The organism is Psychrobacter sp. T6-4, from assembly GCF_052258425.1.
In the GTDB taxonomy this organism is placed as follows: domain Bacteria; phylum Pseudomonadota; class Gammaproteobacteria; order Pseudomonadales; family Moraxellaceae; genus Psychrobacter.
This window is the reverse complement of sequence record NZ_JBQQEZ010000001.1, coordinates 1-14,650: the sequence shown is the minus strand read 5'-3', so window position 1 is coordinate 14,650 and position 14,650 is coordinate 1. Positions and strand designations below refer to the sequence as shown.

Here is a 14,650-nt window from a genome sequence, read left to right as displayed (position 1 = left end):
TTATGCCTCCTTGCCGTTTGCTACTGGCGACTTTACTGCCAGATCGGTGGTGGGTTGTGCAGCTTTGTCATCAGATAACTGAGCCTTCGCTTCAGCGTTATCGATGGTTTCACCGCTCTCTTGACGTAGTGCGTCTAGGTAAGGCTTATAGCCTTGCTCACCTAACCAAAACTGAATCATGTTGCTCACGCCGCGCCCTGTTAGGGTAGCACCGCTAATACCATCGACCCAGTTCTCTTTTGGATTACCCGCTTTAGTCACGCCAGTTGCGACCGCGCCGCCTTCATCATAAGAATGAATACCTTGCCATTTGGCGCGCCATTCAGGCTCCTCGATACGAGCGCCAAGTCCTGGGGTTTCTTTATGCTCATAAAAGCTGATACCTTTTATGGTATTCATATCGCTCTCAAGCGTCAAGAATCCATAAATCGTACCCCACAGACCATAGCCTTGAATCGGTAATACGACCATTTCAGGGTTGCCCGCTTCATCGTTTTTGACATAGACTTTGGCATATTTAGGAACGCGGCCAATGCTAGCAGGATCATTACTACCTAAGTCTTCGCTAAGCGCTGCGTTTTTAGTCGCTTGACTGGCATCATAAGCATTGCGATCAGGAATTCCAACCTCTACGAGCGCATTGTCATCTAGGTAGGTGCCTTGAGTTAGATCAACAATCTCGACATCAAACTCTTTAAAGCGCTCTACTACATCATCAGCAGTATCAGATTCAGCGTTATATAACCCTGCTGCCACCAAGATATTCTTGTTACGATCTAAGCGTGCATTCTCAACTTGGGCAGGCTTGAGGCCAACAGCGACTGCTGAGACCAGTACCGAACACACCAAGCATAGCGTAAGCGCGACGCTGATGGTTTTTGCATTGTTACTTTTGGGCTTGGACATAACGAACCCTCCGTGCGGTTTGACGCTTGATATTGGCTTGCGTCACAAAATAGTCAAACAAAGGCGCAAATAAGTTAGCAAATAATATGGCCAGCATAATGCCTTCTGGGAAGGCGGGGTTGACCACACGAATAAGTATCGTCATAAAGCCAATCAAAATACCATAAGCCCAGCGGCCTTTATTGGTATGAGCGGCTGATACTGGATCTGTTGCCATAAAGACGGCACCAAAAGCAAAACCACCGATAACTAGATGCCAATAAAACGGCATATTCATCATTAGGTTTTCTTCAGAACCGATCATGTTAAAGACAAGCGAGGTCAAGATAAGACCGATCACGCAGCCTGCCATAATGCGCCATGAGGCGATACGCGCCCACAATAAGAATACGGCACCGATTAAGATGGCCAGTGTCGAGACTTCTCCAACACTACCTTGGATATTGCCTAAAAAAGCATCGCTCCAAGTGATCGCTTGACCGTAGACGTTAGTAAAGTTCTCAGGTGTCACCCCAAGAGCAGCAAGACCCAGCGGCGTGGCTCCCGAGAAGCCATCGACCGCCGTCCAGACCGAATCACCTGACATATAAGCGGGGTAGGCAAAGTACAAGAACGCACGACCCGATAGGGCAGGGTTCAAGAAGTTCTTACCAGTACCACCAAAGACCTCTTTTGCGACCACGACCCCAAAGATAATACCTAAGGCCACTTGCCATAAAGGAATATCTGGCGGCATGATAAGCGCATACAGTACCGAAGTCACAAAGAAGCCTTCGTTGACTTCATGACCGCGCACTACCGCAAATATGATCTCACAGGTAATACCAACGGCAAAGGTGACGATATATATCGGCAAAAATTGCATAGCCCCGTAGACAAAGCTTGCCCAAATGCTATCTGGATTATAGCCGGCCATACTCGTGATAATAGTGCGCCAGCCATCAGGCTGTAGGCCTAATTGAGCAATAGCAGTTAGTGCTTGATGACCGACGTTGTACATACCCCAAAACATTGCAGGAAAGGTACAGAGCCATACCGTAATCATAATGCGTTTTAGATCGATACCGTCACGCACGTGCGATGAGGTAAAAGTCGTTGAGCTAGGTTGACGCAAAAACGTATCGAACATCTCAAAGATGGCATAGTACTTTTCGTGCTTGCCGCCTTTGGTAAAGGATGGCTCCATACGATCGAACATATTGTATAAAAATTTCATCGTGATTAACCCTCCAGCTCAATACGCGTCAAATTATCACGCAAGATATCACTGTATTCATATTTACCAGGTGAGACAAAGGTGCATAATGCCAAGTCTTCTTCGTCCAGCTCAAGTACGCCTAGATCTACAGCAGTAATCATATCCTCGATAATCAGCGCGCGCAGTAGCTGCGTTGGCAGATAGTCTTGTGGCATGACTTCTTCATAGATACCAATTGGTACCATCGCTCGTGGTGAGCCATTGGTGGTCGTCGTAAAGTTGTATTTCTTCTTAAAAAACTGCGAGATGTAGATAGGCAGCTTAGAAAAACGGTTTTTGCCAGGGCTAAAGAAGTGAAAAGCGGGGCGCTCATAGCCTTCTGATAAGGAGCTGACTTGATCGTGAAAGCGGCCAAGATAGGCGATGTTATCAAAAACTCTGCGACCTGATAATACCGAGCCTGAGATCACGCGGTTATCGCCCTCTAGCAGTTTGCCTTGTGTCAATGCGATTAAATCAGCGCCGCGCTCAGTCGCCACCAAATGCGGGTTTTTGACCGCAGGACCTGCCAAACTAATCAAACGGCGCGTGTACAAGCGCCCTGTGGTGAATAGCTTGCCGATAGCGATAACGTCTTGATAGCCGATCGTCCATACGGTTACGCCGCGCATGATAGGATGCAAGAAATGGATATGCGTACCCGCAAGGCCTGCTGGATGCTTGCCTGCAAAAGCATGATATTCAGTCACGTTGCTACCAGCAGTCTTAGTGAGTGCAGGCAACTTGGCGTCTGCATGATGACAGACATACGTTTTTGGGCTGAGCGCTGATAACACTGCAAGACCATCATTAAAGGCTTGCATCTGTTCAGTGATAAGTAGCATAGGGTCAAATGCTAATGGATTGGTATCGATAGCGGTGACAAAGATCGCTTGCGGACGCGCACCGATTTCAGGCGCACGGCTATAGGGACGGGTACGAAACGCCGTCCATTCGCCCGATGCCAGTAACTGCTTTTCGATAATTTCAGAATCAAGCGTAGCAAGGCTTGCCGAATCAAAGCGCTCAAACTCGACTTCTTTGCCGTTTGGGTCTACTTCAATCACCAAGCTCTCAAACACCCGGCGCTCGCCGCGCTTGACGGCTTTGACAGTGCCAGCTGCAGGTGCAGTATAAATAACGCCTACCCGTTTTTTGTCTTCAAAAACAGGTTGACCTTTGGCTACGACATCGCCTTCTGTGACGTTCATCGTAGGTTTCATACCCACATAATCGTAACCAACAAGGGCCACGTGCTTAGGTTGATGCTCGGATATCTCGCGGGAGGGTTCACCTGTGATGGGCAAATCCAAACCTTTTTTGATGGTAATCATAAGCGAAAACTTAGTCCATAGTTCAAAACGATACCAGACGTCCTGTTTGGTATAACGGCAACATACTCAAGCGATTATTAAGCAGACTTGATTTTATATGGTCTTTAATCTCTAAGGATTAAAAACTATCATCGAGACTGTCAAAATATAGGCTTAAGATTTGCTACTAGCAAGAGTATTAACGCTGACCTTAGACTCCTTAACAACACGTTAATGTCTTATTCGTTGTACCAATTAGCGACCGGCTACCAAGATGCAGAATAAATAACGCTCCTAAAGCGCATTGAGACTGTTTTACTCAACACTCAAACTATAAGAGCCCGTTTATCCTGCCATTTATAACCAACTTGTGATGCTATAAAAGCTTAATTCAACAGTGAAACCAAAGCGTTGAATTGATAAATGAGCAGCTGACCTAGGATCGAGTACAGTGCTCATAAACTTTTATTTATCAAATAATCCATATCTTATGAGTATCAAACCAGGTTACAAAGCCCAACGTCTGATGACTCTTCTATAAAAACAAATACAAATTTACCTAGGATTATACGCTAAATTGACCTAAAATTGCCAGTTACTAATTGAATTTACTTGATATTAGTGCTTATTTTTTATGGCAATAATATCTTGTAGCAAAATGATGCTTTTTTAGTATTCATGCGATAAATGTAATGTTTTTATAAGGAATAAAATATGTGTGCAGCGCCAGTTATTATCCCTGCTATTGATCTAAAAGACGGCAAATGCGTGCGTCTCAAACAGGGCCGGATGGAGGATGACACGGTATTCTCTGATGATCCAGTCGCTATGGCAGCACGCTGGGTGGATGCAGGGGCGAGACGTTTGCACCTAGTCGATCTTAACGGCGCTTTTGATGGCGTGCCGGTACACAAAGACGTGGTACATGACATAGCCAAATCTTACCCCAACCTACCTATCCAGCTGGGCGGCGGCGTGCGTACGCTGCAGACTATCGAGCAGTACATCAGTGCTGGCTTAACCTATATCATTATCGGTACCAAAGCGGTTGAAGATCCTAAGTTTGTCGCTGACGCCTGCCGCGAGTTTGCTGGTCACATCATCGTCGGCATCGATGCCAAGGACGGTATGGTCGCCACCCACGGCTGGGCAAACGTCACTGATACCCGCGCCACTGAACTGGCTAAGCGCTTTGCTGATGTCGGTGTCTCATCTATCGTTTATACCGATATTACCCGCGATGGCATGATGCAAGGCGTCAATGTGGAGCAAACCGTCAATTTAGCGCGAGAGGGCGGCTTGCCAGTGATTGCCTCAGGTGGCGTGACCGATATGAAAGATATTGAACTACTCAAACCTTTTGGCGACTGTATTGAAGGTATTATCACTGGTCGTGCGATTTACGAAGGCATGTTGGATTTAAGCGAAGCACAGCAGTACTTAGATCGCTAATACGACATTCCTTAAATCAGCTAGAGCATGTCATTAATCAAAAAAATTTCATTGGCAACATGCTCTAGACTCAAAGCTAAAAAGCACGATTGATTTGATATTAAAAAGAGCATTTATAATGACCGACTCAAGCCTGCACGCCCAAAAACTACCTTTTATATTAAGATTAATTGTCGGCACTACGCCACGCTTTATACTAGCCTCGCTGCTGCTATTTATCAGCTTAGTACTAGCTATGCCTAGCTACGCTGCATCAGAGGAGCTGGCGGGCGTGGCAACGGCTTTGGGTGTAGAGGGCAGTGAGGTAATAGAGACTCCAGGTGAGGAGGAGGTAAGTGAGACACCAGCGCCGCCTGTCATCAATGGTCAAAGCACTAACAATGCGCAAATAGAAACGACGCCAACACCGCTTAAAGACGACGAGATTCGCACACGTATTAAGGGTATATTCTCAGAGATTGAGGGCTTGCAAGCGGTCACAGTAAAGGTATCACAAGGCGTTGCGACTCTAAGTGGTGAGGCGCCTAACGAAAAAAAGGCTCAGCAAGCCATTAATTTAACCAATCGTTTAACGGATGTGGTCACTGTAGATGACCAAATCGAGCGTACACTCGATGTACAAGATAACGTCTCAACTGTCTATCAAGGTCTAAAGACCCAAGGCAGAAACCTTCTCAAAGCCATTCCTTTATTACTAGTCGGTATTGTCATATTTGGTATAGTGGCTTGGTTTGGCAGTTGGCTATCCAACCGCAAACAGATGTGGCAACGCCTCACGCCCAACCCCTTTGTAGCAGAGCTATTAGCACAAACGGTCAAAGTCATTTTTATCATCTTCGGTCTTATACTGGCGCTTAGTTTGATAGGCGCTGAGACTGTGCTCGGCACACTGCTTGGCGGTGCAGGGGTTATCGGTATCGCTGTAGGTTTTGCAGTTAAAGACACGATTGAGAACTATATTGCCTCCTTAATGCTCAGTATACGCCAGCCTTTTCGCGCGCGCGATCAAGTCGATATCAATGGGCAGGAGGGTATCGTAGTTAGATTGACATCACGGGCGACGATATTAATGACCTTAGATGGCAATCAGTTGCGTATTCCAAACGCTGAGGTGTTCAAAGGGACTATTTTGAACTATACCAAAAACCCTGAGCGGCGTTTTACCTTTGAGCTGGGCGTGGATGCCAATGATGATCCATTAGCGGCAATCAAAGTCGGACTTGATGCGATTTATACCTTAGATTTTGTATTAGACAAGCCTCGATCCATTGCTATTATTACCAATGTTGGCGACTCAAATATTATTTTAGAATTTCAGGTGTGGGTGGATCAGTCCGAAACCGACTTTTATAAAGCACGTAGCATCGCGATCCGCGAAACCAAACATGCGCTAGAAAACGAAGGCTTTAGTCTGCCTGAACCTATCTACCGTTTGCGCTTTAATGACAAGGTAGAAAAAGCTCTAGAGTTTGGTCAAGTTCTAAGTGAGCAAGAAGCGCCTCAAAGCACTGATATGAGTATCACACCGACGACACCAGAATCTACCAGGGATGTGAAGCTTGACGACGTCAACAATGATGATGAGGACAAAAAACGCGCTAAGGCCCGCGCCAAGTACATTTTGCAAGGTCGCAATGCTGATGAGGTATTAGACGCCCGTCCTGATGATAAATTGATGGAAAAGGTAGAACAAGAGATCGCAGAAAACTCCGACGAGACTGATTTATTAAACAATAATAGTCCGCAAGAGTAATTTGAAAGACTAAGTCCAAAAAATTAAGAGTGAAGACAAATTATAGAAGGTTACACCTATGCAAAGAAAACATCTGATAGCTTTTACTCTTGCTACTGTCTTTATGCTACTTGGCTTTAATATGATCAATAATTATTTTAACCAAAAAAACAGAGCTGCGCTAATGGATGCTGATGTGGCAGTAGTTAAAAATAAAGACGAGGCAAATGACAGTATCTCAGGACAGCCTTTAGGTGAGCAGCCCAAAGCCATTATTGATAATGTGACGGCTGATATTGAACAAGCTCAAAACCTCGAGCAACAGCGACTTGAACAGATGCAAGAGAGCGCTGAGTAACTATAAGCTACAAGCGGTCATTTATTTTTTAATTTGCAAACAAAGTATCCTGTATCGTCCTTGCTACAAAACAAAAAAGGCTAACATCGCGTTAGCCTTTTTATTTAAATAAGTTTTGTCAAAAAGATTCTAGAGAAACTAGCTCTTTTTGTTACCGCCTTTGCCGCGGCTGCTTTTCTTGGCAGGTGCTTTTTTAGAGTTGTCTTTCTTAGTTTGATTCATAGCGCTGGCTTTCAGCTTAGCGGTCAAATCAAAATCAATCTGTAACAAGTCCATATTAACGCCAGCGACTTTTACTTTTACGGTGTCGCCAAGTCCAAATAGACCACCTTTATCTTTACCGATAAGCTGTTGCTGCTTTTCATCATAGACAAAGAAGTCATCGCCAACGTTTGAGATATGCACCAGGCCATCGATATATAGGTCGGTCAAAGTCACAAATAGGCCAAAGCTTGTCACACTGGTTACCACGCCTTCGAACTCTTCGCCGACGTGATCGGTCATATAATGACATTTGAGCCAAGATTCTACGTAGCGAGAGGCTTTTTCCGCACGGCGCTCAGTATCTGAGGTTTGCGTGCCCGCACCGTCCAAAGAGAAGTCCATGACAGGCTGTTTGCTACCTGTGACTTTTGCCTTGATCGCGCGATGAAGCATCAAATCAGGATAACGGCGAATTGGTGAAGTAAAGTGACTGTACTCATCGTAAGCCAAGCCAAAATGACCGATATTATCAGGGGCATAGTTAGCTTGCATCATCGAACGTAGCAACATGCTGTGCACACTTATAGCATCGGGACGGTCTTTAGTCGCCTCAATAATCCGCTGATAATCCGCTTGCGTCGGGTTTTCTTCTGGGAAGGACAAGCCAAAGTTCTTAGCGTATTCATGTACACGCATGGACTTCTCGCCATCTGGCTTATCGTGGTTACGATACAGCACCGGCAGCTCTTCTTTGAGCGCAAAGTTCGCCGCGCAGGTATTAGCAAGGAGCATGCACTCTTCAATTAGCTTGTGCGCGTCCCCGCGTGTGCGAGGTACAATGGCTGCAATACCGCCTGTCTCATTGAACTTGATGTAAGTTTCAACCGTTTCAAACTCCATCGCATGACGCTCTTCACGCTTTTGGATAAGCAAATCATACAACTGATGTAGCGTATCGATAGACTTCTTAACGTCTTTGTTGCCTGTTAATGACTTTGGAATGCTGTCATCTTTTGGATTGGCAAAGTAATCATTGACCTGATTATAGGTCAGACGTGCCTGCGAATGGATAACCGCAGGATAGAACTCATAACCTGTCACTTTACCGGCGCGTGATACTTTAATATCTGCGACCATACACAGACGATCGACATCAGGATTTAATGAGCACAGACCATTGGATAAGACTTCTGGCAACATCGGAATCACCCGATGCGGGAAGTAGACGGACGTACCGCGCTCAAAGGCTTCAACATCTAAAGGAGAGTTCGGCGTGACATAGTGACTGACATCAGCGATTGCTACAACGACGCGATAATTGCCACCAGAGCGTTTTTCGGCGAATACCGCATCATCAAAATCGCGTGCATCCTCGCCATCGATAGTGACTAGGGGTAGATCACGCAAATCAGTACGACCTTTTAGGTCTTTTTCGGTCGGCTCTTTATAGTCATTGGCTTGCTTGAGCGTCGCTTCGCTAAATTCTGACGGGATATCATAATTGAGCAGCGTTGTCTCAATAATGAGTTCGCGATCGTTCTCATCATCGAGCACTTCTGTGATTTTACCCGTAGAGAACTCGTGCTGGTTGGGCCAATCGATAATATCTACTTTGACAGGAGCGCCTTGCTTGATATTGAGCGCATTGACATTGTCATCAGTAACCGTAATCGGTTGATGATTATTAGGACTACCCAGCTCAACGCAGTAGCCGTCCTCATCGCGAGCCAGTGTACCGATGAATTGATTTTGTTGACGTTCAACGACATCAACGATGCGACCTTCAGTGCGGCCGCGATTGTCTGTAGAGGTCGCAACTGCCGCAACCGTGTCACCGTTAAAGACCCAGCGCATTTGCTTTTCATGCAAGAACAAATCTGGCATATCACTTAGCAATACAAACCCAAAGCCCTTGGCATGTGCAGAGACTGTACCCTCAACGACGTCATGCTGCGTGACCGTACGATAGCGATAAGGACGCCCATCACGGTTAACTTGACCATCACGAGCCATTGCTTTTAGGCGATTGCCTAGCGCATCAAACTGATCAGGATCCTCTATGCCAAAGGCTTTTGCCAGTTGCTGATGGGTCGCTTCGCCCTGCTCAGTGATCGTGCTAAGTATAAGCTCACGACTAGGAATAGGATTATCATATTTTTGTGCCTCAGCTGAGGCGTTTGGATCATTCCAACTCATAAATTACCGTTTCTATTTTTAAATTATTAGTAGGCGCTATCTTAACACGAACTTTGATGCAATATATGACGTCTATTGTTCGTCTTAAAATAACAAATAAGGCAGACACTCAAGTAATGAGCATCTGTGAATATATAAAACCAAATCAAAATGGCTATTAAGATACTACTCTGCTAAATATCGATACCAGATTCGTCTGTTAGCGACTTGCTATCGAGCTCTTTTGATACCTCTATCACCGTGGTCTGATTGGATTTATCGAGATACTTTTGTGCTTTATCGACTTCACTCGTTAAAGTATTGACCGTCTGCTTCATATTCTCGAGCGCTTCAATCTTATAATTACTAATCATATCCATAGTGTCATAGACATTATTGAAGGCGTTTTGCAATTTATCAAGCTCAATGGTGCTACTAGTCGCCTGCTCATGAATCTCGCCTGACTGACGTTTGAGCATCTCAGAGGTCGACTCGATCAAACTACTGGTGGTTTTATTGAGTGCTGTAATCTGGTCCAGAACGAGCTTTTGATTGGTCATCGCTTGAGCGACAACGACTGCAGTACGTAGAGCAGAGACTGTGGTCGTAGTCGCGCGATCGACACCCTTTATCAGCTCTAGGTTATTCTTACGAATCGTATCGAGTGCCAAATAACCTTGGACGTTTACTGCCAACTGCGTCAAAAAGTCGGTGTTCTTTTGACGCACATAAAACAGCATCTCTTCTTTAATAATGCGCGCTTTTTCAGGGTCTGTCGCTTCTATCGCGTGAACTTTTTGCTCTAATTGCTCATCGATTTTTTTACCGACATAGACATACTGACGTATCGATTGCATTAGCTCCCACATATTGACTTTTTCTTGCTCAATGGTGGCATTGTCTTTGAGTAGCTCGTCTTTACCGTTATAAAGGCTAGTCACTACCGCATTAATATGCGATTGCGCCGACTCGTACTGACGAAAATAATCTTGGACTTTGTTACCAAAGGGAATCAAGCCAAAGAGTTTACGCGAACTGGTCAATTGCTTTTTACTAGGGTCTAAATCTTCGACGATACCGCGCAGCTCGGTCAGAGATTTTGCGATAGGGGAGTTATCAAACAGACCGTCGTTTAAACTTTTGGCAGGCAAGTCCAGCATGCGGTTTGAGACTTGCGCGGACTCGCGAATCTCTTTGGTGCCCAAATTGTGAATGGACTGAATGTTTTGCTGAAACTCAGGACTATGCACAGAGTTAGTGATGACATGATCGACGAATGCATCGACTTTGGCGTCTAGCTCTGGAATTTGACTCTCATCTAGCTTTACCATCTGATCCGCTTCACTTTTTTGTATCTCTATTACAGGCTCTGGCGGTGTTAGTGAGATGCTTGGCGTATTGGTGTTTTCTGGTGGGGTCAATTCTTGCATGTCATGTCCTATTATAATTCGTGAATGAGCTTATTGGCCTAACGGTCGAGCTTTTGAATGCCCTGTTGTTTTTATTAATGTGAGCTGATTGAACCAGTAGCGTTTAATCTTAGCTATAGACTACGCGGTTACTACCGAGTTGGTAAGGCAGATTTTGTAAATGCAGAACCTATTAAAGGCAAAACAACACCAGCTACAAATTAAAGACTACCAACCATAGATAATAAAAAACCATCAATATATCGCTGTATATTGATGGTTGGACATTACAATTACATACGTTACAGCTATCACTACTCTTATAGCCTATTTTTTGCGAGTAGGGCCTAATAGCATACCCATCTGGCGACCTTCCATCTTTGGATGTTGCTCGACGTTTGAGATCTCTGCGGTATCTTCAATGATACGCTCAAGCTGCTTGCGACCCAAATCTTGGTGCGCCATTTCACGACCACGAAAGCGAATACTGACTTTAACCTTGTCCTGATCTTCTAAGAAGCTGACAATTTTACGCAGTTTTACCTGATAATCAGCTTCATCAGTGCTCGGACGCAGTTTCATCTCTTTCAACTGAGTTTGCTTTTGGTTCTTCTTAGCCTCTTTCGCCTTTTGCTTTTGATCATAGAGGTAGTGCTTATAATCCATGATTTTGCATACTGGCGGCTTGGCATCTGGGACCAATTCAACCAAATCTAAGTTGTCCTCACGAGCCGTTCTCATCGCGGTCTCGATATCAACTACGCCCATTTGTTCGCCATCTTCTTTAACCAAGCGAACTTCTTTGACGTTAATATCTTCGTTAATGTTTAAACGGTTTGACTGTTTAATAGGTATTACTCCTCATCTGTTTTTGGGGTCTGTCGGCCTTTGGCACCAACAGCGGTCTGTACTAATGCAATAAATTCGTTAACACTCATCACGCCGAGGTTCTCACCTTCTCGCGTACGGACATTGACATTGCCCGATTCCACTTCTTTATCCCCTAATACTAGCATATAGGGAATACGTTCTAATGTTTTCTCTCGTATCTTAAATCCAATCTTTTCGTTACGCAAGTCGCTAATAGCACGCAAGCCTACGTTTTTAAGCTCATTGACTACATTCTCGCAAGCATCGGCCTGTTTATCCGTGATATTCATCACAACTACTTGCTTGGGCGCAAGCCATACTGGCATCCAACCGGCGTAGTTCTCAATCAAAATACCAATGAAGCGCTCAAACGAACCCAAGATGGCACGGTGCAACATGATAGGTACTTCGCGCTCGTTTTGCTCGTTAACGAATTCAGCATCTAAGCGCTCGGGCATATTAGGATCGACCTGAATAGTACCGCACTGCCAGACGCGGCCTAAGCTGTCTTTGAGACTAAATTCAATCTTTGGACCATAAAATGCGCCTTCACCGGGCAGATACTCCCAATCAAGCCCCGAACTATCGAGCGCATCGGCTAGCGCTTTTTCGGCAAAGTCCCAAGACTCGTCACTACCGACACGCTTTTCAGGACGGGTGGAGAGCTTCATAATAATATTATCAAAACCAAAGTCTTCATATACGGCAAGCGTTAGCTTAATAAAATCTGCGACCTCCGCCTGAATTTGCGACTGCGTACAGAAGATATGCGCGTCATCTTGGGTAAAGCCGCGTACCCGCATCAAACCATGTAATGACCCCGACGGCTCATTACGGTGACAAGAGCCAAATTCTGCCATGCGGAGTGGCAAATCACGATAAGACTTTAAGCCTTGATTGAACACTTGCACGTGACACGGGCAGTTCATCGGCTTTACCGCATAATCACGGTTTTCACTCGACGTCGTAAACATGTTGGTCGCATAGTTGCCCCAATGTCCCGAACGCTCCCAAAGCGATCGATCGACAATCTGTGGCGTCTTAATCTCTTCATAGCCGTTATCGTATTGCACTTTACGCATATACTGCTCAAGCACTTGATAAATCGTCCAGCCATTGGCATGCCAAAACACCATACCCGGCGCTTGCTCTTGCATATGAAACAGATTTAAAGCTTTGCCAATCTTACGATGGTCGCGTTTTTCCGCTTCCTCAATACGCTGGATATAAGCTTTCAGATCTTTTTTATCCGCCCAAGCGGTACCGTAAATACGCTGTAGCTGTTCGTTCTTAGCATCACCGCGCCAATAAGCACCTGACATCTTAGTTAATTTAAATACTTTTAAGAATCTTGTATTAGGCACATGCGGGCCACGGCACATATCGACGTATTCTTGATGATGGTACAGACCAAAAGCCTCTTCACCTGGCATATCATTGATGAGCTTAAGCTTATAATCCTCACCGCGCTCTTCAAAGATTTTAATCACTTCATCACGTGGCGTTATCTTCTTTATGACGTCATAGTCCTGCTTTATCAACTGCATCATGCGTTTTTCGATCGCTTCCATATGCTCAGGTGTAAACGGCGTCTCGCTATAGATGTCATAATAAAAGCCATCTTCGATCACAGGGCCAATCACCATTTTAACGTCTGGATACAGCTGCTTGACCGCATGACCGAGCAGGTGCGCGGCTGAGTGACGAATGATATCGACCCCATCAGCATCTCTTGGAGTAACGATTTCAACGACGGCATCATGGGCTATAGGATCAGAGGCATCTACCAAATGACCATCTACTCGTCCCGCAACGGTTGCTTTTGCAAGACCTGCGCCAATACTTTGCGCTACTTCCATGACTGTCGTGCTGCCCTCAAACTCTTTTACGCTACCATCGGGTAAAGTAATCGCTACCATAATCTTATCCAAAATTTATTAAAACGCTATCAATACATGACGGCTATTAAAACAGAAAAACCAGCAATAGCGCTAGTTATCATATATAGGTTATCTAAGTGACGGCTATTATAAACGATTTTTGGGAGCTAATCTTGCTATTTGCTTGTATCTAACACGCTCTATGAGCTGCTGGCTAAAGAAGGTATCTCAGTACATAAGGTATCCTAGTATTATCGTAATCATTAAGGCTTAACTACACAGAAGATCGTAGATTTTCTCTGGTATCAGGGCAAGTGTCTCCCAAGCACTTGCTTTTACCTTCTTGTATCGAGGCTAGCGGCGAGGTTATGTTCTTATAACTATCATATAGTAATATGAGTTAGATTCTCCTACATATATAAGTATCATTAGCCACGAGTCGATGACATTAATATGCAATAAACACTGTCAGTGGGCACACCCCACACAGCAGAATCTTAGAAAACATCAGTATATAAAATAAATCTACCAAACCCCTTGACCCAACTTTAAACATGCGTATAATGCCACCCAGTCGAAAGGGAAGGCGGATTGAGAATGAGTTATCATTCTAACCAACCAGCCAATAGCGAGAAGTTTCAAACTAACTACTTTAGTAATTAGAAATGAAATTTCAAACTAAATAAAATAAACCCTTGACACCAAATAATAAGCGTCTATAATACGCACCTCGATAAGAGATAGGACAAGACAGAGACTCATAATTTTAGTCAAATCAAGTTCTTAACTTAGCGAAACAAATTATAAAAAGAGTTGACAAACTAATCTATTATGATAAGATAGTCGGCTCGCTAGATAGCAAAGACCCTAAGGGTTTGAAGCGAATTTAGCAAATAGATATTAGATTAAATCACTGACTGGACGACAGCAGTGGAACACTATTTAAAAGCGAAACTAAAGAACAACTTGTGTGGATTTTTGCTGAGACAAGAATGCTAAAAATAAAGTTGGTTTTGATTTCTTTTCGGAATCAGTTCTAACTATAAAAATTATCATTTAATCAGCAGAAAAACTCAAAGTTAATTCATTACGAACATAATTTAAAGCGATTTTG

The 14,650-nt window shown here is 44.5% G+C and carries 10 protein-coding genes; 3 read left to right on the top strand and 7 right to left on the bottom strand.

Annotation, left to right across the window (positions count from 1 at the left end; all coding sequences use genetic code 11):
* The 3 genes from ACTXGE_RS00050 to ACTXGE_RS00040 are packed head-to-tail and all read right to left on the bottom strand — an operon-like array spanning window position 1 to window position 3,477.
* On the bottom strand, window positions 1-906 hold the full coding sequence (locus tag ACTXGE_RS00050) for a Na(+)-translocating NADH-quinone reductase subunit C (protein WP_317200676.1): 906 nt from the start codon (window positions 904-906) through the stop codon (window positions 1-3).
* Entirely contained in the window at window positions 887-2,122 is a 1,236-nt protein-coding gene (locus ACTXGE_RS00045; protein ID WP_317200675.1) for an NADH:ubiquinone reductase (Na(+)-transporting) subunit B, read from the bottom strand. The genes ACTXGE_RS00050 and ACTXGE_RS00045 overlap by 20 nt, the downstream gene beginning before the upstream one ends.
* 5 nt (window positions 2,123-2,127) lie before the next feature.
* Entirely contained in the window at window positions 2,128-3,477 is a 1,350-nt protein-coding gene (locus ACTXGE_RS00040) for a Na(+)-translocating NADH-quinone reductase subunit A (protein WP_443541318.1), read from the bottom strand.
* 693 nt (window positions 3,478-4,170) lie between these two features.
* Between ACTXGE_RS00040 and hisA the strand changes: the two genes are divergently transcribed.
* From hisA to ACTXGE_RS00025, 3 genes are all read left to right on the top strand, one after another.
* A complete protein-coding gene (gene hisA / locus ACTXGE_RS00035; RefSeq protein ID WP_443541319.1) occupies window positions 4,171-4,908 on the top strand; it encodes a 1-(5-phosphoribosyl)-5-[(5-phosphoribosylamino)methylideneamino]imidazole-4-carboxamide isomerase in 738 nt (245 codons plus the stop codon).
* Window positions 4,909-5,143: 235 nt separating this feature from the next.
* Window positions 5,144-6,661 carry a mechanosensitive ion channel domain-containing protein gene (locus ACTXGE_RS00030; RefSeq protein WP_443541334.1) on the top strand — a complete coding sequence of 506 codons (1,518 nt, stop codon included), beginning with the start codon at window positions 5,144-5,146 and terminating at the stop codon, window positions 6,659-6,661.
* A 58-nt stretch (window positions 6,662-6,719) separates the two neighbouring features.
* Window positions 6,720-6,998 (top strand): hypothetical protein, encoded by a 279-nt coding sequence (locus tag ACTXGE_RS00025; protein WP_435949883.1) that lies wholly within the window; start codon window positions 6,720-6,722, stop codon window positions 6,996-6,998.
* Between the two features lie 138 nt (window positions 6,999-7,136).
* Here ACTXGE_RS00025 and rnr read toward each other — a convergent pair whose 3' ends face one another.
* The 4 genes from rnr to thrS all read right to left on the bottom strand — a co-directional run bounded on the left by rnr (window position 7,137) and on the right by thrS (window position 13,575).
* Window positions 7,137-9,398, bottom strand: coding sequence for a ribonuclease R (gene rnr / locus ACTXGE_RS00020; RefSeq protein ID WP_443541320.1), 2,262 nt, complete (start codon window positions 9,396-9,398; stop codon window positions 7,137-7,139).
* Between the two features lie 173 nt (window positions 9,399-9,571).
* Window positions 9,572-10,807 (bottom strand): toxic anion resistance protein, encoded by a 1,236-nt coding sequence (locus ACTXGE_RS00015; RefSeq protein WP_443541321.1) that lies wholly within the window; start codon window positions 10,805-10,807, stop codon window positions 9,572-9,574.
* Between the two features lie 306 nt (window positions 10,808-11,113).
* The gene (infC, locus tag ACTXGE_RS00010; protein WP_443541335.1) at window positions 11,114-11,635 is read right to left on the bottom strand and encodes a translation initiation factor IF-3; all 522 of its coding nucleotides are present in this window, start codon (window positions 11,633-11,635) and stop codon (window positions 11,114-11,116) included.
* Window positions 11,636-11,640: 5 nt separating this feature from the next.
* Window positions 11,641-13,575 carry a threonine--tRNA ligase gene (thrS, locus tag ACTXGE_RS00005; RefSeq protein WP_443541322.1) on the bottom strand — a complete coding sequence of 645 codons (1,935 nt, stop codon included), beginning with the start codon at window positions 13,573-13,575 and terminating at the stop codon, window positions 11,641-11,643.
* Window positions 13,576-14,650: the final 1,075 nt, after the last annotated feature.